This window comes from Bradyrhizobium ontarionense (genome assembly GCF_021088345.1).
In the GTDB taxonomy this organism is placed as follows: Bacteria; Pseudomonadota; Alphaproteobacteria; order Rhizobiales; family Xanthobacteraceae; genus Bradyrhizobium; species Bradyrhizobium ontarionense.
This window is the reverse complement of record NZ_CP088156.1, coordinates 5,151,060-5,166,452: the sequence shown is the minus strand read 5'-3', so window position 1 is coordinate 5,166,452 and position 15,393 is coordinate 5,151,060. Positions and strand designations below refer to the sequence as shown.

At 66.4% G+C, this 15,393-nt stretch carries 16 protein-coding genes and 1 tRNA gene; 7 read left to right on the top strand and 10 right to left on the bottom strand.

Annotation, left to right across the window (positions count from 1 at the left end):
* Positions 1-11: 11 nt before the first annotated feature.
* The 6 genes from LQG66_RS22845 to rpmI all read right to left on the bottom strand — a co-directional run bounded on the left by LQG66_RS22845 (position 12) and on the right by rpmI (position 5,457).
* On the bottom strand, positions 12-788 hold the full coding sequence (locus LQG66_RS22845; RefSeq protein ID WP_231317922.1) for a sulfite exporter TauE/SafE family protein: 777 nt from the start codon (positions 786-788) through the stop codon (positions 12-14).
* The gene (pheT, locus tag LQG66_RS22840) at positions 785-3,193 is read right to left on the bottom strand and encodes a phenylalanine--tRNA ligase subunit beta (RefSeq protein ID WP_231317921.1); all 2,409 of its coding nucleotides are present in this window, start codon (positions 3,191-3,193) and stop codon (positions 785-787) included. Before pheT ends, LQG66_RS22845 begins: the two co-directional genes overlap by 4 nt.
* Positions 3,190-3,606, bottom strand: coding sequence for an ASCH domain-containing protein (locus LQG66_RS22835; RefSeq protein WP_231317920.1), 417 nt, complete (start codon positions 3,604-3,606; stop codon positions 3,190-3,192). The genes pheT and LQG66_RS22835 overlap by 4 nt, the downstream gene beginning before the upstream one ends.
* A complete protein-coding gene (pheS, locus tag LQG66_RS22830; RefSeq protein WP_231317919.1) occupies positions 3,603-4,685 on the bottom strand; it encodes a phenylalanine--tRNA ligase subunit alpha in 1,083 nt (360 codons plus the stop codon). Before pheS ends, LQG66_RS22835 begins: the two co-directional genes overlap by 4 nt.
* A gap of 139 nt (positions 4,686-4,824) precedes the next feature.
* Positions 4,825-5,184 carry a 50S ribosomal protein L20 gene (gene rplT / locus LQG66_RS22825; RefSeq protein WP_231317918.1) on the bottom strand — a complete coding sequence of 120 codons (360 nt, stop codon included), beginning with the start codon at positions 5,182-5,184 and terminating at the stop codon, positions 4,825-4,827.
* Between the two features lie 72 nt (positions 5,185-5,256).
* Complete coding sequence (rpmI, locus tag LQG66_RS22820) at positions 5,257-5,457, bottom strand: 50S ribosomal protein L35 (RefSeq protein ID WP_008539890.1); 201 nt, start codon at positions 5,455-5,457, stop codon at positions 5,257-5,259.
* A gap of 264 nt (positions 5,458-5,721) precedes the next feature.
* Between rpmI and LQG66_RS22815 the strand changes: the two genes are divergently transcribed.
* Positions 5,722-6,102, top strand: a complete 381-nt coding sequence (locus LQG66_RS22815; protein ID WP_231317917.1) for a hypothetical protein — start codon at positions 5,722-5,724, stop codon at positions 6,100-6,102.
* A gap of 78 nt (positions 6,103-6,180) precedes the next feature.
* Here the strand turns inward: LQG66_RS22815 and infC are convergent, their stop codons facing one another.
* Positions 6,181-6,720: a translation initiation factor IF-3 gene (gene infC / locus LQG66_RS22810; RefSeq protein WP_231327899.1), complete on the bottom strand. Its 540-nt coding sequence runs from the start codon at positions 6,718-6,720 to the stop codon at positions 6,181-6,183.
* Between the two features lie 336 nt (positions 6,721-7,056).
* Here infC and LQG66_RS22805 point away from each other — a divergent pair, with 336 nt between their 5' ends.
* The gene (locus LQG66_RS22805; protein WP_231317916.1) at positions 7,057-7,842 is read left to right on the top strand and encodes an alpha/beta hydrolase; all 786 of its coding nucleotides are present in this window, start codon (positions 7,057-7,059) and stop codon (positions 7,840-7,842) included.
* An 11-nt stretch (positions 7,843-7,853) separates the two neighbouring features.
* Here LQG66_RS22805 and queG read toward each other — a convergent pair whose 3' ends face one another.
* Positions 7,854-9,041, bottom strand: coding sequence for a tRNA epoxyqueuosine(34) reductase QueG (gene queG / locus LQG66_RS22800; protein ID WP_231327898.1), 1,188 nt, complete (start codon positions 9,039-9,041; stop codon positions 7,854-7,856).
* Positions 8,990-9,682, bottom strand: coding sequence for a glutathione S-transferase family protein (locus LQG66_RS22795; RefSeq protein WP_231317915.1), 693 nt, complete (start codon positions 9,680-9,682; stop codon positions 8,990-8,992). Before LQG66_RS22795 ends, queG begins: the two co-directional genes overlap by 52 nt.
* 378 nt (positions 9,683-10,060) lie before the next feature.
* Between LQG66_RS22795 and LQG66_RS22790 the strand changes: the two genes are divergently transcribed.
* Positions 10,061-10,867: an undecaprenyl-diphosphate phosphatase gene (locus LQG66_RS22790; RefSeq protein ID WP_231317914.1), complete on the top strand. Its 807-nt coding sequence runs from the start codon at positions 10,061-10,063 to the stop codon at positions 10,865-10,867.
* Between the two features lie 117 nt (positions 10,868-10,984).
* Here LQG66_RS22790 and LQG66_RS22785 read toward each other — a convergent pair whose 3' ends face one another.
* Positions 10,985-11,953, bottom strand: coding sequence for a complex I NDUFA9 subunit family protein (locus tag LQG66_RS22785; RefSeq protein WP_231317913.1), 969 nt, complete (start codon positions 11,951-11,953; stop codon positions 10,985-10,987).
* A gap of 221 nt (positions 11,954-12,174) precedes the next feature.
* Between LQG66_RS22785 and LQG66_RS22780 the strand changes: the two genes are divergently transcribed.
* The 4 genes from LQG66_RS22780 (at position 12,175) to LQG66_RS22765 (ending at position 15,201) form a co-directional block, all read left to right on the top strand.
* Positions 12,175-12,261 (top strand) — tRNA-Leu (locus LQG66_RS22780).
* 212 nt (positions 12,262-12,473) lie between these two features.
* Positions 12,474-12,830 carry a DUF2946 family protein gene (locus LQG66_RS22775; RefSeq protein ID WP_231317912.1) on the top strand — a complete coding sequence of 119 codons (357 nt, stop codon included), beginning with the start codon at positions 12,474-12,476 and terminating at the stop codon, positions 12,828-12,830.
* Positions 12,831-13,027: 197 nt separating this feature from the next.
* Positions 13,028-13,543, top strand: coding sequence for a YcnI family copper-binding membrane protein (locus LQG66_RS22770; RefSeq protein ID WP_231317911.1), 516 nt, complete (start codon positions 13,028-13,030; stop codon positions 13,541-13,543).
* A gap of 692 nt (positions 13,544-14,235) precedes the next feature.
* Positions 14,236-15,201: an IS110 family RNA-guided transposase gene (locus LQG66_RS22765; protein WP_231317910.1), complete on the top strand. Its 966-nt coding sequence runs from the start codon at positions 14,236-14,238 to the stop codon at positions 15,199-15,201.
* Positions 15,202-15,393: the final 192 nt, after the last annotated feature.

Below are 15,393 nucleotides of genomic sequence, written 5' to 3'. Positions count from 1 at the left end.
TTACGGGGAAGCTAACCGCGCCCGAGCACGCCGTCGAGGGCCGGCAGCCCGGCGATCACGGCGATTGCGATCAGCGCATAGCAGATTGCGCGGAACACGCGCTCGCTGGCGCGGCCGAACAGCGAGGCGCCGCACGCGACGCCGAGCGCATAGACCGGGCCGATCAGCATCGAGAGCTTGAGCGAATCCCAAGTGATCAGCCCGCTGGTCGCGTAGCTCACCATCGCGAAGAAATCCGAGGCGCCGAAGAACAGCACGATGTTCGCCCGCGCAATCTTCGATGCGATCGGACGTCCCAGCCAATAGCCGACGATCGGCGGGCCGCCCGTCTGCGCCAGTCCGCTGCAGAAGCCGGAGACACAGCCGACGGCGACCGAGAGCGCGGTGTACTCCTTGCCGCGATAGCGCCAGCCGGACAGCAGCAGCGCGAGAAGCGCGATCACGAAGCCGGTGATGATCCAGCGCACGGTGACCGGGTCGAGACGGCTGAGGAACCAGGTGCCCACGGGCACGCCGACCAGTGCGCCCGCGACGATTACGGCGGTCGCCTTGCGGTCGGCCTCGCGCCAGGCGGCCGGCACCATCGGCGCCATCGCGACGAAGTCGATCACCAGCAGCAATGGCGCGACGAGGCGGGGCGTCGCGAAGCTGCTCGCGAGCGGCATGAAGATCAGCGCCGCGCCGAACCCGGAGAAGCCGCGCGCGGTCGCTGCGATGAAGGCGACGATCGCCAGCGCCACCGTCGCGAACAGGCTGAGTTCGGACGGGATGAGCCCGGAGAGGCTCATCCGCGCAACGTGCCGCCGGTCTTCTTGGCGATTTCGGCTGTGATCTTCGCTGCGACGGCGTCGATCTCCTCGTCGGTCATCGTCTTGTCGCGCGGCTGCAAGGTCACCGCGATCGCGACCGACTTCTTGCCGTCCTCGATGCCCTTGCCCTCGTAGACATCGAACACGGTCACGTCGGTGACGAGCTTCTTGTCGACGCCCTGCGCGGCCCGCACGATGTCGCCGGCCTTGACCTTGCGATCGACGATGAAGGCGAAGTCGCGCGACACTGGCTGGAACGCCGAGAGCTCCAGCACGGGCTTGGCCCGCGTCGGTTTCGCCTTCGCGGCCGGGATGCGATCGAGGGTGACCTCGAAAGCGACGAGAGGTCCGTCGGCCTTCAGCGCCTCCAGCGCGCGCGGATGCAGCTCGCCGAAATGGCCGAGCACGTTCTGCGGTCCCATCTGGATCGTGCCTGAGCGTCCCGGATGCATCCAGGCGGGGCCACCGGCGACGATCTGCAGCGAAGCCATCGGTGCGCCGGCAGCCGCGAGCACGGCGAGCGCATCAGCCTTGGCGTCATACGCGTTGGCCGGCTGCGATCCCGTCCAATGCCGGCCGAGTCCCTTCGACGATGCAATGCCGCGACGGATGCCGCTCGCGGCCACGAATTGATCCGCAGGGCCGTCGCCCTTGAACACCTGCCCGACCTCGAAGATCGCGGCATCGCCGAAGCCGCGGTCGGCATTGGCCTGCACCGTCGCGATCAGGCCCGGCAGCAGGCTCGGGCGCATGTCGGACAGGTCAGCGGCGATCGGATTGGCGAGCGCGAGCTCGGCCTTGCCGCCGCCGAACAGCTCAGCCGCAGGCTTGGCAATGAACGACCAGGTGACCGCCTCGACCATGCCGCGCGCGGCCAGCGCGCGCTTGGCGCGCCGCGTCCGCAGCTGGATCGGCGTCAGCACCGGCTTGCGCGGGGCATCGCCGCGTTCGAACGGCGTCATCGGCACCTTGTCGACGCCGACGATGCGAACGACCTCCTCGACGATGTCGGCCTTGCCGTGCACGTCCGTACGCCAGGACGGCACCGCGATCTTCACGACCGGACCGTTGCCGGCGACCACGAAGCCGAGATGCGTCAGGATCCGCCGCATCTCGGTCAGCGGCACCTCGATGCCGGCGAGGCGCTTCACCTCGGTGAGCGGAAAATCGATGATGCGATCGTCGCCGAACCGGTTGCCGACGACGACGTTCTCAGAGGCCGTGCCGCCGCACAGCTCGAGCACGAGCTTGGTGGCCATCTCCAGGCCCGGCACCATGAAGGCGGGATCGACGCCGCGCTCGAAGCGATAGCGCGCGTCCGAATTGATGCCGAGCTTGCGGCCGGTCTGGGCGATGTTGATCTCGTTCCACAGCGCCGATTCGATCAGCACGTCGGTGGTCTCGGCATCGCAGCCCGAGGCCTCGCCGCCCATGATGCCGGCGAGCGATTCGACGCCGGCATCGTCTGATATCACGCACATCGTGCTGTCGAGCGTGTAGGTGCGGCCGTCGAGCGCAAGCAGTGTCTCGCCGTCGCGTGCGCGGCGGACGACCAGATTGCCCTTGACCTTTTTGGCGTCGAACACGTGCAGCGGCCGCGCGCGATCGAACGTCATGTAGTTGGTGATGTCGACCAGCGCGTTGATCGGCCGCAGACCGATCGAGGTCAGGCGCTGCTGCAGCCATTTCGGTGACGGGCCGTTCTTGACGCCGCGCACCAGCCGCAGCGCGAAGCCCGGACACAGCTTCTCGTCCTCCACCGTGACCTTCACGGGGCAGGGGAGCTCGCCCTTGACCGGCCTGATGCCGGAGTCCTTCAGCTTGCCCATGTCGGCGGCGGCGAGGTCGCGCGCGATGCCGTGCACGCCGGTGCAGTCCTGGCGGTTCGGCGTCAAGTTGATCTCGAACAGGGGATCGCCGAGCCCGGCCCATTCGGCGTAGGGCTTGCCGATCGGCGCGTCCGCTGGCAGCTCCATGATGCCGTCGTGGTTCTCGGAGAGCTCGAGCTCGGCCTCCGAGCATAGCATGCCGCGGCTCTCGACGCCTCGGATGGTGCCGACCGAGAGCGTGATGTTCTTGCCGGGGATGTAGGTGCCGGGCGGCGAGAATACGGAGACGAGACCTGTGCGCGCGTTCGGCGCGCCACACACCACCTGCACCGGCGCGCCGCCGTCACCGGTGTCGACCATGCAGACGCGCAGCCGATCGGCATTCGGATGCTGGTCGGCGGAAACGACGCGCGCGATTCTGTAAGGCGCGAGCAGCTTCGCCTTGTCCTCGAGATGCTCGACCTCAAGGCCGATCATGGTGAGCTTCTCGGCGATCTTTTCCACCGGCTCATCGGTGTCGAGATGGTCTTTCAGCCAGGACAGAGTGAATTTCATGATGCAATCCTGCGATCGGCAAAGATCTCGACAAGACGGAAGCGCTCACACATCAACGTCATGGTGTCGCTGAACCTGCCCAGTCGGGTGAAGTAGGTCCGGTGCGCTTCGCGCCAGTAGTTCAAGCTCCGGTCGCCTTCGCCCTCTTCGAAGGCGAAGGCCGCGTCGACCTCATCGAAGCGGCGATAGCTGACCTCGGTTGTTTCGATCACGCAGTGCGGGTCGCCCCGACCGTCGAGAACGATCCAGCGCTCGCCGGGCGCCGAGGTGTTGGGCTCGTCTTCGGTGCTGCAGGTCGCCGTCTTGATGCCCCTGACGACGAGGTCGAGCAGCTTGTCGGCAAGCTCCGGGCCGTCGCCAAACGCGAACGTCCTCAAGCCGCGATAGGCTTCAGGGACCGTCTCGACGTTCACGAGCTCAATCCTCCGGCCAGGGTCGGCAGGTCGAGCGGCTTGAAGCCGTAGTGCGACAGCCAGCGGACGTCGCCCTCGAACAGCTGGCGCAAATCGCTCATGCCGTATTTCAGCATCGCGATGCGGTCGATGCCCATGCCCCAGGCGAAGCCCTGGTACTCGTCAGGATCGATGCCGCAGGCGCGCAGCACGTTCGGATGCACCATGCCGCAGCCGAGAATCTCCAGCCAGTCCTCGCCCTCGCCGAAGCGGATCTCGCCCTTGTCGCGGCGGCACTGGATGTCGACCTCGAGCGACGGCTCGGTGAACGGGAAGAACGACGGCCGGAATTTCATGTTGATGTTGTCGACCTCGAAGAACGCCTTGCAGAACTCGTGCAGGATCCATTTGAGGTGACCGAGATGCGAGCCCTTGTCGATGACGAGGCCCTCGACCTGGTGGAATTGCGGCGTGTGGGTCGCATCCGAATCGATGCGGTAGGTGCGGCCCGGGCAGATCACGCGGATCGGCGGCTTCTGGCTCAGCATCGTCCGCACCTGCACCGGCGAGGTGTGGGTGCGCAACAGCATGCGCGAGCCGTCCTCTTTCGGATTGAAGAAGAACGTGTCGTGCATCTCGCGCGCCGGATGGCCTTCCGGGAAGTTCAGCTTGGTGAAGTTGTAGTCGTCGGTCTCGATGTCGGGACCTTCGGCGATCGAGAAGCCCATGTCGGCGAAGATGGTCGTCAGCTCGTCCATCACCTGGCTCAGCGGGTGAACGCGCCCGGTCTCGGCTGGCGTATCCTGCAGCGGCAGGGTGACGTCGATGGTCTCGGCGGCGAGCCGCGCGTCCAGTGCGGCCGACTTCAGCACCTCGCGGCGTGAGGTAAGCGCCTGCGTGACCTTGTCCTTGGCGAGGTTGATCGCCGCGCCCTGCGTCTTGCGCTCGTCGGGCGACATCTTGCCGAGCGTGGCGAGCAGCGCCGAGATCGAGCCCTTCTTGCCGAGGGCGGCGACGCGCACGGCTTCGAGCGCGGCTTCATCGCCGGCGGCGGCAATCTGGTCGAGGATCGAGGTTTCGAGCGAGGCGAGGTCGGACACGGTCAAAATCTCCGCGGAAAAGGCGGCTGGGTTGTCGCCGCGCGGGCGACAGGGGTCAAGCGAAAGGATCGATGTCGCCGAACAGCAAAAAGCGGCCGAGATCGTCGGCCGCTTTGCAGTCCTCGCGATGGAGAGGCGATCAGGCGGCGAGCGCCGCCTTGGCCTTCTCAACGATCGCCTGGAACGCGGCGGGCTCGTTGATCGCGAGATCCGACAGCACCTTGCGGTCGACGGTGATGCCGGACTTGGACAGGCCGTCGATAAATCGGCTGTAGTTCAGCTCGAACGGACGCACGGCGGCGTTCAGGCGCTGGATCCAGAGCGCGCGGAAGGTGCGCTTCTTGCGCTTGCGATCGCGGAACGCGTACTGGCCGGCCTTCTCGACGGCCTGCTTGGCGGTGCGGATCGTGTTCTTGCGGCGGCCGAAATAACCCTTGGCGGCCTTGAAGACTTTCTTGTGCTTGGCGTGGGAAGTCACACCGCGTTTGACGCGAGACATGACGGAAATCCTTGATCAAAGATGACGATGAGCCGCGGCAGGCGCGGCCGGGTTTCGGAAGCGAGAGGCCGATCAGGCGTTCGGCAAGAAGTACTTCTTGACGTTGTCGCCGTCGGTCTTGAACAGCACGCGGGTACCGCGCAGCTGACGGATCTGCTTCTTCGTCCGCTTGATCATGCCGTGGCGCTTGCCGCGCTGGGCATGCATCACTTTGCCGGTGGCAGTCACCTTGAAGCGCTTTTTGGCGCCGGATTTGGTCTTCAGCTTGGGCATTTGGCTCTCCTTGATGCCGCAACGGCAAGCCGCCCGCGAAAGCGGCGCCATCAGGCGAAAATGCTCGTTAGAGCGTTGGATGTGCTCAGGTTTTCTGTCCGAACCCGGACCCACCCGCACAGAAACATCGCCACGGCAGCCCTTGATCAGCCGGGCGACGAAGGCCGGGCTTATGCCAGAGAAGTTCTCCGTTGGCAACGCTGAACCGCCGAATCAGCTAGCCCTACCAATGGTCAGCCGACCACAGCCAGCGCAGGACCGACCATGACCCGCTCCATTCGCTCCGCCATCTCCGCCGCCCTCGCGACCATGCTGACGGCCGGCCTCGCCGTCGTGCCGGCAGAGCCTGCCCGTGCGGCCGGCTTCGACGGCGCGTGGACGGTGCTGATCATCACCCAGGCCGGCAATTGCGACCAGGGCTACAGCTTTCCGGTGAAGATTGCCGGCGGCCGGGTCACCTCGAGCGGCACGGCCAACATCACCGGAACGGTCGGCCGCGGCGGCGCCGTCACCGTGCGCGTGTCGCAAGGCGGCTCCTACGCCAGCGGCTCGGGCCGGCTCGGCGCCGCCTCGGGCTTCGGCGTCTGGAGTGGAAAAGGTTCGTCCGGCACCTGCCGTGGGCGGTGGGAGGCGACGCGGTCCTGATCCCGTTCCCCTTGCCAGGACGAGAAAAAGCCCGCCAAACGCCTGGCGGGCCCGGTGGGACGCGTCGTTATCCGGCAGCTAACGCGGGGCCAGCACCATCACGACCTGACGTCCCTCGAACTTGGCGTCCTGCTCGACCTTGGCAAACGCCGCCACGTCGGACTTGACCTTGTCGAGCAGCTTGGTGCCGATCTCCTGGTGCGCCATTTCTCGGCCACGATAGCGCAGCGTGATCTTGACCTTGTCGCCTTCCTCGAAGAAACGCTGCATTGCGCGCATCTTCACGTCGTAGTCGTGATCATCGATCATCGGACGGAGTTTGATCTCCTTGATCTCGACGACCTTCTGCTTCTTGCGGGCCTCGGCAGCCTTCTTCTGCGCCGAATATTTGTACTTCCCGTAGTCCATGATCTTACAGACGGGAGGCGTATTGTTCGGCGAAATCTCGACCAGATCCATGCCCGCTTCGGCGGCCATCTTGATCGCGATCACGGTCTCGGTGACACCAAGATTGGTGCCTTCCGAATCGATCAGCTGGATCTGCGCATTGCGAATTTCATCATTGGTGCGCGGCCCGTCTTTGACGGCAGCGGGCGGGGCTCTATTGGGGCGGCGAATGGGTAGTTCTCCAAGGTTGTGGAAGAAGGCGGCTAGTTTGAAGGAAGATGCCCGCGCGGGCAAGATCGCCGGCGTCCGGTCCGTCGAATTTCCGTCCGGCCGTCGCGGCTTTTGCCTCGCAGGCGCAGGGCTTCGGCGCGATCGTCAGCCCCTTGCGCTTCCCCAAAGAGACCATCTGGCCGAAAACGGCGATCAAATCCGCGATTTCAGGGCCGCGATGGTTCCGGGTGCGACATAGAGTGCGCGGGGCCGTTTCGCAAGCAGAAGCATCTGGGAGATCAGATTGACGCGCGCTGCCGGCTCGCCCAAACAACATTCGGAACTGAGTAACGATCCATGAACCCTGCTGTAGAAATTGCCGGTACGCCCGCCTTCCTCGACGTCGGCGCGGGTGAATTGTCGCGCCGGATCGTGGTGCGGGCGCGTGCAGGGAACCCGCCCGGCCTGTTCTGGCTTGGCGGCTTCAACTCCGACATGAAGGGCACCAAGGCACTGGCGCTGGACGCCTGGGCGGCCGAGCACGGCCGGGCCTGCGTCCGCTTCGATTATTCGGGGCATGGCGAATCGGGCGGCCGCTTCGTCGACGGCACCATCGGCCGCTGGCTGGAGGAGAGCGTCGCCGTCTTCCGCCAGGTCTGCCGGGGGCCCCAGGTCGCGATCGGCTCCTCGATGGGGGGCTGGATGGCGCTGCTGCTGGCGCGCGAGCTGCTCAGACAGCCCGCCGAGGCAACGCTCGCCGGCCTGGTCCTGATCGCCCCGGCGCCCGACTTCACCGAGGAGCTGATGTGGAAGGGCTTCTCGCCCGAGATCCGCCAGGAGATCGAGACCAACGGCGTCTGGATGCGCCCGTCGGACTATGGCGAGCCCTATCCGATCACCAGGGCGCTGATCGAGGACGGCCGCAACCACCTGCTGCTCGGCAGTGCCATCAATGTCGGGTGTCCGGTTCGCATCCTCCAGGGCGCAAAGGACCCGGACGTGCCCTGGCAGCACGCGTTCGCGCTGGCGCACCGGTTGCCGGCCGATGATGTTGTGCTGACCATGATCCAGGACGGCGACCACCGGCTGTCGCGGCCGCAGGACATCGCGCGGATGCTGGCTGCGGTCGGCGAGATGAGCTGAGGCGTCCGGCCTCAGCTCCCCGCGCACCACTCCGCGCGGACATTCTCATCCGTTTCGGAGGCCAGTGCCGTTGCCGCCAGCGCCGCGAATGCCGTGGGGCTGAGCAGCTGCGCCAGCGCCCATGCCGCCGCGCCGCGCACCAGCGGGTCCGGATCGGCCGCGAGCCGCTCCGCCGCGGGGGCCAGCGTGGCATCGCCGGAGTTGCCGATCGCGATCAGGACGTTGCGCAGGAAGCGGTCGCGGCCGATGCGCTTGATCGGCGACTTCGCAAACAGCGCGCGAAAGCTCGCGTCGTCCAGCGCCGCGAGGTCGGCGAGCGATGGCGCGCGCAGCGCCTCGCGAGCGGCCAGCTTCGTCTCACGGCCTTCCTGCGCGAATTTGTTCCAGGGACAGGCGGCGAGGCAGTCGTCGCAACCATAGATGCGGTTGCCGATGGCCTTGCGGAATTCGCGCGGGATCGGCCCCTTGTTCTCGATCGTGAGGTAGGAAATGCAGCGCCGCGCGTCGAGCCTGTAAGGCGCCGGGAAGGCCGCAGTCGGGCAGGCGTCGAGACAGGCCCGGCAAGAGCCGCAATGGTCCTGCTCGGAGGCGTCGGCGGGCAGATCGAGCGTCGTATAGATCGCGCCGAGGAACAGCCAGGACCCGAAGCCGCGCGATACGAGGTTGGTGTGCTTGCCCTGCCAGCCGAGGCCGGCCGCTTCAGCCAGCGGCTTCTCCATGACGGCCGCGGTATCGACGAACACCTTGACGTCGCAGCCGGCGCGGGCGGCCAGCCAGCGCGCCAGTGCCTTGAGGTTCTTCTTGATGATGTCGTGATAGTCGTCGCCGCGGGCATAGACCGAGATCGCGCCGCGGCTGCGCGCGGCGAGAATGGCGCGCGGATCCTCGTCGGGCCCGTAATTGACGCCGAGCATGATCACCGAGCGCACATCCGACCACAGCGTGGTCGGATCGGTGCGGCGTGACGGCTCGCGCGCCAGCCAGTCCATGTCGCCGTGATGGCCCGCGGCGATGAAGCGCTCGAACGCTGCGGCGCGCTCTGTGCTCACGACCGGCGCGGCGACGCCGATGGTGTCGAAGCCGAGCCTGAGCGCCTCGGCGGCCAGTGCCGCCTTCAAACCGTCCGGCGCGGGTCCGTCATGCGGGCTCAGAAGTCGAGATCCACATAGGTCCGCGACGCCGGCACGCCGGCCAGCCAGTCGCTCAGCAGCGGCCGGAACGACGGGCGCGATTTCACCCGCGCGTACCACGCCTTCGCTGCGTCGTCCTCGATCCATGGCACGTCGCCCAGATAGTCGATCGCCGACAGATGCGCAGCGGCGGCGAGGTCGGCATAGGTCAGGCGGTCGCCGGCCAGGAAATTGCGCCGCTGCGCCAGCCAGCCGATATAGGCCAGATGATAGCGCACATTGGTCTTGGCTGCGCGAATCACGTCGGTCGACGGCGGCCCGCCGCCATCCTCCTCGTTCATGAAGCGCTTGTAGATGCGCTCGGTGACCAGGAGGTTCGACGCCTCCTCGAAGAACTTGTCGTTGAACCACGCCATCAGGCGGCGCACCTCGATGCGCTCGGCGGCCGTGGCCGGCATCAGCCGGCGGTCGCCCATCTCAGGGCCGCAGGTCTCGTCGAGGAATTCGGCGATGACGCCGACGCCGGGCACCGCCGGCACGCCTTCGACCGAGAGCACGGGCGTCGTTCCGGCGGGATTGAGCACGAGGAACGCCTCGCGGCGCTCCCAGGCGCGTTCCTCCACCAGGCGCAGATCGAGCCCGTATTCGCCGAGCACCAGCCGGACGAATCGTGAATGCGGGCAGAAGGGGTGGTGGAAGAGCGTGTACATGGAGCCTTTGACGATTCTGACTTCCGAAGGACGACTGCGCTTAACGAAGCATCAACCATTCAGTTGCGAGCCGGTCGGTCCCGCCTGCTGATCAGGTCCGTTATCGATCTGACCCTCCGATTCGGACCATTAGCGCATGGTCGGCAAAAGTGTAAGCAGTGGGGCGAGGGCAGGGCATGCGCGAATGACAGCGGCGCAGACCGGCATCGACCGGGGTAGACGGCCGCAATCCGGCGCCGTCCCCTTGCTGATTCGTGCCCACGGCCGCCGTTCGGTTCACCGCTGCGATGTGGCCGCGCTTCTCGTTTTTTGCAATTGCGGGCGGCGGCCGAATAGGCGAGAAGGGCGGCGTTTTGCCGGCAATCACGGATCGGATCAATGATGTCAGATACGCTGCGGGCGGTGCTTCTCGGCATTGTCGAGGGCGTCACCGAGTTTCTTCCCGTATCCTCGACCGGCCATCTGCTGCTGGCGGAACGTTTCTTCGGGCTCGGCGAGGACGGGTTCTGGAAGAGTTTCGCGATCCTGATCCAGCTCGGCGCGATCCTCGCCATCGTCGCGCTGTACTTCTTCAAGCTGTCGCGCGTCGCGATCGGGGCCCTGACCAACCAGGATGACCGCCGCTTCATCATCGGCGTGCTGGTCGCCTTCCTGCCCGCCGTGGTCATCGGCCTCATCGCCGGCAAATACATCAAGGCGCTGCTGTTCGACCCCTGGATCGTGTGCTTCTCGCTGATCGTCGGCGGCGCCATCCTGCTGTGGGTCGACCAGATCGATCTCAAGCCCAGGGAGCACGACGCGACGCGCTATCCGCTGCTGATGTATCTGTGGATCGGCGTCGCGCAGTGCCTTGCGATGATTCCCGGCGTGTCGCGCTCCGGCTCCACCATCGTGGCGGCGATGCTGCTCGGCGGCGACAAGCGCTCGGCGGCGGAGTTCTCGTTCTTCCTGGCGATTCCGACCATGGTCGGCGCCTTCGTCTACGACTTCTACAAGAGCCGCGCCGAGATGACGGCCGATCATCTCGGTCTCATCGCCATCGGCTTCGTCGTCTCCTTCATCACCGCGATGGTCGTGGTGAAGGGCTTCCTCGGCTACGTCACGCGCCACGGCTTCGTGCTGTTCGCCTGGTGGCGCGTCATCGTCGGCACGCTCGGCCTGATCGCGCTGGCGCTGGGGAAGTAAGTCTCTCCCTCTCCGCTCGTCATTGCGAGCGCAGCGAAGCAATCCAGACTCTTTCCGCAGAGACAGTCTGGATTGCTTCGCTACGCTCGCAATGACGTAGAGAGGCGGGTGTGCCCCTTACGCGCTCTTGCGCTGGAACTGTCCCGACGGACGGAAGCGCCAGAGATATTGCGGGGCGACCGCCTCGAGCGAATCCGGCGTGATGCCGAGCCCCTGCAGGGTCAGCCCCGCGGCCTTCGCCGCTTCCGACACCACGTTGTCGTGACGCAGCAGCTCGACCTGGTCAGGCGTCAGCTTCAGCGGCCCCGGCGCGAACTGCAGGATCGCGGCCTGGAGCTTGGCGAGCCCGAACGGCAGCGGCAGCAGGGCGCGGTTGCGGTCGGTGATGTCGAGGATGATCTTCAGGATCTCGCGGAAGCTCAGCACCTCCGGGCCGCCGAGCTCATAGGTCGCGCCAGCGCGCGCCTTGCCCTCGACCGCGTCCGCCACGGCGGTGGCGACGTCGCCGACATAGACCGGCTGCATCCTGGTCTCGCCGCCGCCGATCAGCGGCAGGAACGGCGCGATGCGGGCCAGGCCCGCGAAGCGGTTGGTGAACTGGTCCTCGGGGCCGAACACCACCGAGGGGCGCATGATCACCGCCTCCGGCACCGCCGCCAGCGCGGCGGCCTCGCCGGCCGCCTTGGCGCGGGCATAGCTCGAGGCCGATTCGGCGTCGGCGCCGATCGCCGAGACATGCACCAGGCGGGCGCCGGCGGCAGCCGCGGCCTTGGCCACGGTGGCGGCGCCTTCCCCCTGCACGGCGTCGAAGGTCTGGGCGCCGCTCTCGGTCAGAATGCCGACCAGGTTGATGGCGACGTGGCTGTCGCGCAGCGCCGCCGCGACCGACTCGGGATAGCGCAGATTGGCCTGCACGGTGTGGATCTGGCCGACCCGGCCGAGCGGCTGCAGATGGCCGGCCAGCTCCGGCCGGCGCACCGCGACCCGGATGCGGTAATCGCGCTTGGCCAGCGCCCGGACCACGTTGCGCCCGACGAAGCCGGAGCCGCCGAAGACCGTGACGAGAGTGTCCAGATTCGATGCCATGGGAGGATTCCTGATTGCATCGGGCGGCCAGTCCGCCCGGACGAGAGGGGCCGTGTCAGGCGATTCGCACCCCGCGGCCCGCCATCCTGCGCCGCTGTATAGCCCATCGTCCGCGCTGCGGAAAAGTGGGCCGTGTTTTGCGCATGGCGATAGAAAAATCGTCAGGAAGTCGTTTCAGCGGTTTGACAAGCCCGCTTCCGATCCGTACACAGCGCCTCCATGCCCAGGTGGCGGAATTGGTAGACGCGCTGGCTTCAGGTGCCAGTGGCTTAACGGCCGTGAAGGTTCGAGTCCTTTCCTGGGCACCACTCCCTTTCAAGTGGTCGACATCACTGCACCGCCGGCAGTGGCCCGCTGACCGGCTCGCAGCCCGACAGACGTGGTCGACCCGAAATCCCGGCGACGGCACGCCGTTCGACTCGACTTTCATCATTCCTCGTTCCTATCCTCCGTCCCGAGATTGGGCACGGCCGAGATGAGCAGGCACCGACGCAGCAGCAGGTCTTCCGCGGCAGGCGCCATGGCGCTTGCGCTGCTGCTCGCGTTTCAGCTCGTGGCCACGGCCGCGCTTGCCGCCCGCATGGCGGCAGCCAGCCTGCCGCTCGGCCCCGACGATGCGCAGGCCCTCTGCCTGTCGGACCACGCGCCGTCGGACCAGGCTGACCCTGATGGCTCCGCGCCGGTCCAGGACACGCATCGGGCGCGTTGCGACATCTGCGTCTTTGCCGCCCAGGCCGGCACGCTTCCCGCGCCCCAGCCCGTAGCAGCGCTTGATCCGGTTGCCGCGCGGGCGGACCGCATGCTCCCGCGCGCGGTGCCGGACGTGTCCGAAGGCCATCAGCCGCGGCAGTCGCGCGGCCCGCCTTTGATCGCCTGAGACGCTGCGTCACCGGCGTTCGCCGGGCGATCTCGCCGCGTCCCGATTCGAATCGACACATCCCGTCGCGGCGGCAATGCCGTCGCCGCATCCAACTTCATCGCTTGAACTGACACCGCCGCGCCGGCCCGCTTCAACCCGGGCAGGGTCGCGCGACCGGCCGCCGCCTGCGGTCACCCATAAAAGGACCTTTCGAGATGCGATTAGTTTCTCTGTTCGCTGCGCTCAGTGCCGTAACGCTCGGTGCCGCCGCTCACGCCCACATCGTCCTCGACAAGGGCGAAGCCGCCATCGGCGCGTCCTATCGGGCGACGTTTCGCGTCGGCCACGGCTGCGGCACCTCGCCGACGGTCAGGATCCGCGTGCGGATCCCCGACGGTGTCGTCGGCGTCAAGCCGATGCCCAAGCCGGGCTGGCAGCTCGATCTCGTCAAAGCGAAATACGACAAGCCCTACGCCATGTTCCACGGCAGCGTCACCGAGGGCGTCAAGGAGGTGGCGTGGAGCGGCAATCTGCCGAACGACTATTACGATGAGTTCGTGCTGTCGGTGTACCTGACCGACGATCTCACGCCGGGCAAGACCGTGTACTTCCCCGTCGTGCAGGAGTGCGAGGACGGCGTCCATCGCTGGATCGAGATCCCGCAGGAGGGCAAGTCGGCCGCCGACTATAAGGAGCCGGCGCCCGGCCTCAAGCTGCTGCCGAAGCCGTGATGCGTGGCCGCCCGCGGGGCGTGGCCCGTCTTTGACCTGTCAAACAGCGATCGTGGAGTGCTGTTCGCGCACTTGTCGCGCGCGCGGCACAACTCCGCGATCTCGCGGCGCCGATGGCGTCCGAGGCTTGCTGAGCGTCCCGCCCTCGTTTGCATGAGGGCGCAGGGAAGGCCGGGCCTCGGCTGAGGCCCGTGGCCCCCGTGCGGAAAGAATGCACGGGGCAGGAACCACAGGTTCAGCCGGTACGACCCGGCCTTCCCCGCGCGATGGTTTGAACGGCTGCTTCGCGTTCTCCCTGGTGCACCGGGCGTGTTGGCCACCATCACGAGCGCGACGCGCTGAGGCATCGTCACCCGCTTGATATCAGCATCGGGATATCAGGACCGCGCGACTTGACCGTGCGTGCATCGCCGTTCGTCCGCGCAGACTGATCCACGCTGCGGCAACACACGCCCATCGCATCCCACTGCCAACGATCCGTGACGGTCGCGAAACGCCCCTTGTGTTCAGAAAGTCTGTCAGAATATGCGAACGGGCGGTTCTCGCAAAACCGCCCGTCGCTGGATCTGAGCCCGTAACGCCCCAAACGCAGCAGAGCCTGTTTCAGAGCGAGGGACAGCTCCGGTGATCTTCCTCAACCCGAACAGTTGCAAGGGCCTCGAGCCCATACAAGGCAAGGAAGGGAGTGGATGATGACACAAATCGCAAACGGTGTCGCTGGCATCGATGTGGCCAAGGACAAGGTGGACGGCTGCATTCGCAGCCTCGGACTACGGCAGACGTTCCCGAGCACTCCGCACGGGCACCGCCAGCTGTTGACCTTGCTTCGCAAGCACAAGGTGAACAAGGCCGTCATGGAGGCCAGCGGCGGTTATGAGCGCGAGTGGGCCAAGGTGTTGCGCCAGGCCGGGATAGAGGTGCGGATCGTCGATCCCAAGCGGGTTCGCAACTTTGCCCTATCGGCCGGTCGACTGGCGAAGAACGACACGATCGATGCGGAGATGATCGCCTGGTTCGCCGAGACGTTCAACGACGCACCGAGCCAGACCTACGATGCTGCCCGCGAGGAACTGGCGGGACTGGTGAAAGCACGCAAGAACCTGATGGATCTGAAAACCCGTCTGCAGAACCAGAACGAACATGTCGTGCCGGGATTGGCGCAGAAGGCCCATTCCCAGGTGTTGAAGACGCTCGCTGCACAGATTGCGAAGCTCGAGGCTGCGATCTCGGCCAAGGTCAAGGCCACACCGGAGTTTGCCAAGCGCGCCGAGATCATCGAAACTGTGCCAGGGCTTGCCGGCACGACCTCCGCGATCCTCATTGCAGGAGCGCCGGAGCTCGGCAAGGTGAGCGACGAGATCGCCGCCGCCCTGATCGGGGTCGCTCCTTACGACGATGACAGCGGCAAGCGCCGAGGCGAGCGCCACATCAAGGGGGGCCGGCGCTGGGTGAGAAACAGCCTGTTTCTTCCCTGCCTCGGCGCAGCGACCCAGCATAATCCGGTGCTCAAGGCCTACTATGAGCGCCTCACCGCCAAGGGCAAGGAGCCGAAAGTTGCGCTCATCGCCTGCATGCGCAAGCTGATCATCATCCTCAACACGATGATCGCCCGCGGTGAGAAGTGGAATCCTAAGCCACCACGCGTTGCGGTGAGCTGATCGAGCGCCATGCCGCGCTCGGTCCACGACCGAGCGCATGCCAAGCCAACAGGACGGCGAGCGGACGGGGTCAAGGCCTTCAGCCGCCGAAGGCGGGGGCGCGTCTCGCGCCAGCCTTGAGGCCGGCCGCTCGCCGGCCTACCTCAACAGCACAGTTGCTCATGCGGCAACGGGACGTGCGGAAATGTGAAG

What these genes read in the sequence shown, in the direction of transcription:
- LQG66_RS22785 (WP_231317913.1), bottom strand. Translation starts at nt 11,953, where the DNA reads ATGGCATCGAATCTGGACACTCTCGTCACGGTCTTCGGCGGCTCCGGC.
- LQG66_RS22815 (WP_231317917.1), top strand. Translation starts at nt 5,722, where the DNA reads ATGACCCGCTCCATTCGCTCCGCCATCTCCGCCGCCCTCGCGACCATG.
- LQG66_RS22765 (WP_231317910.1), top strand. Translation starts at nt 14,236, where the DNA reads ATGACACAAATCGCAAACGGTGTCGCTGGCATCGATGTGGCCAAGGAC.
- LQG66_RS22790 (WP_231317914.1), top strand. Translation starts at nt 10,061, where the DNA reads ATGATGTCAGATACGCTGCGGGCGGTGCTTCTCGGCATTGTCGAGGGC.
- rplT (WP_231317918.1), bottom strand. Translation starts at nt 5,184, where the DNA reads ATGTCTCGCGTCAAACGCGGTGTGACTTCCCACGCCAAGCACAAGAAA.
- LQG66_RS22845 (WP_231317922.1), bottom strand. Translation starts at nt 788, where the DNA reads ATGAGCCTCTCCGGGCTCATCCCGTCCGAACTCAGCCTGTTCGCGACG.
- LQG66_RS22795 (WP_231317915.1), bottom strand. Translation starts at nt 9,682, where the DNA reads ATGTACACGCTCTTCCACCACCCCTTCTGCCCGCATTCACGATTCGTC.
- LQG66_RS22770 (WP_231317911.1), top strand. Translation starts at nt 13,028, where the DNA reads ATGCGATTAGTTTCTCTGTTCGCTGCGCTCAGTGCCGTAACGCTCGGT.
- pheT (WP_231317921.1), bottom strand. Translation starts at nt 3,193, where the DNA reads ATGAAATTCACTCTGTCCTGGCTGAAAGACCATCTCGACACCGATGAG.
- LQG66_RS22805 (WP_231317916.1), top strand. Translation starts at nt 7,057, where the DNA reads ATGAACCCTGCTGTAGAAATTGCCGGTACGCCCGCCTTCCTCGACGTC.
- LQG66_RS22775 (WP_231317912.1), top strand. Translation starts at nt 12,474, where the DNA reads ATGGCGCTTGCGCTGCTGCTCGCGTTTCAGCTCGTGGCCACGGCCGCG.
- rpmI (WP_008539890.1), bottom strand. Translation starts at nt 5,457, where the DNA reads ATGCCCAAGCTGAAGACCAAATCCGGCGCCAAAAAGCGCTTCAAGGTG.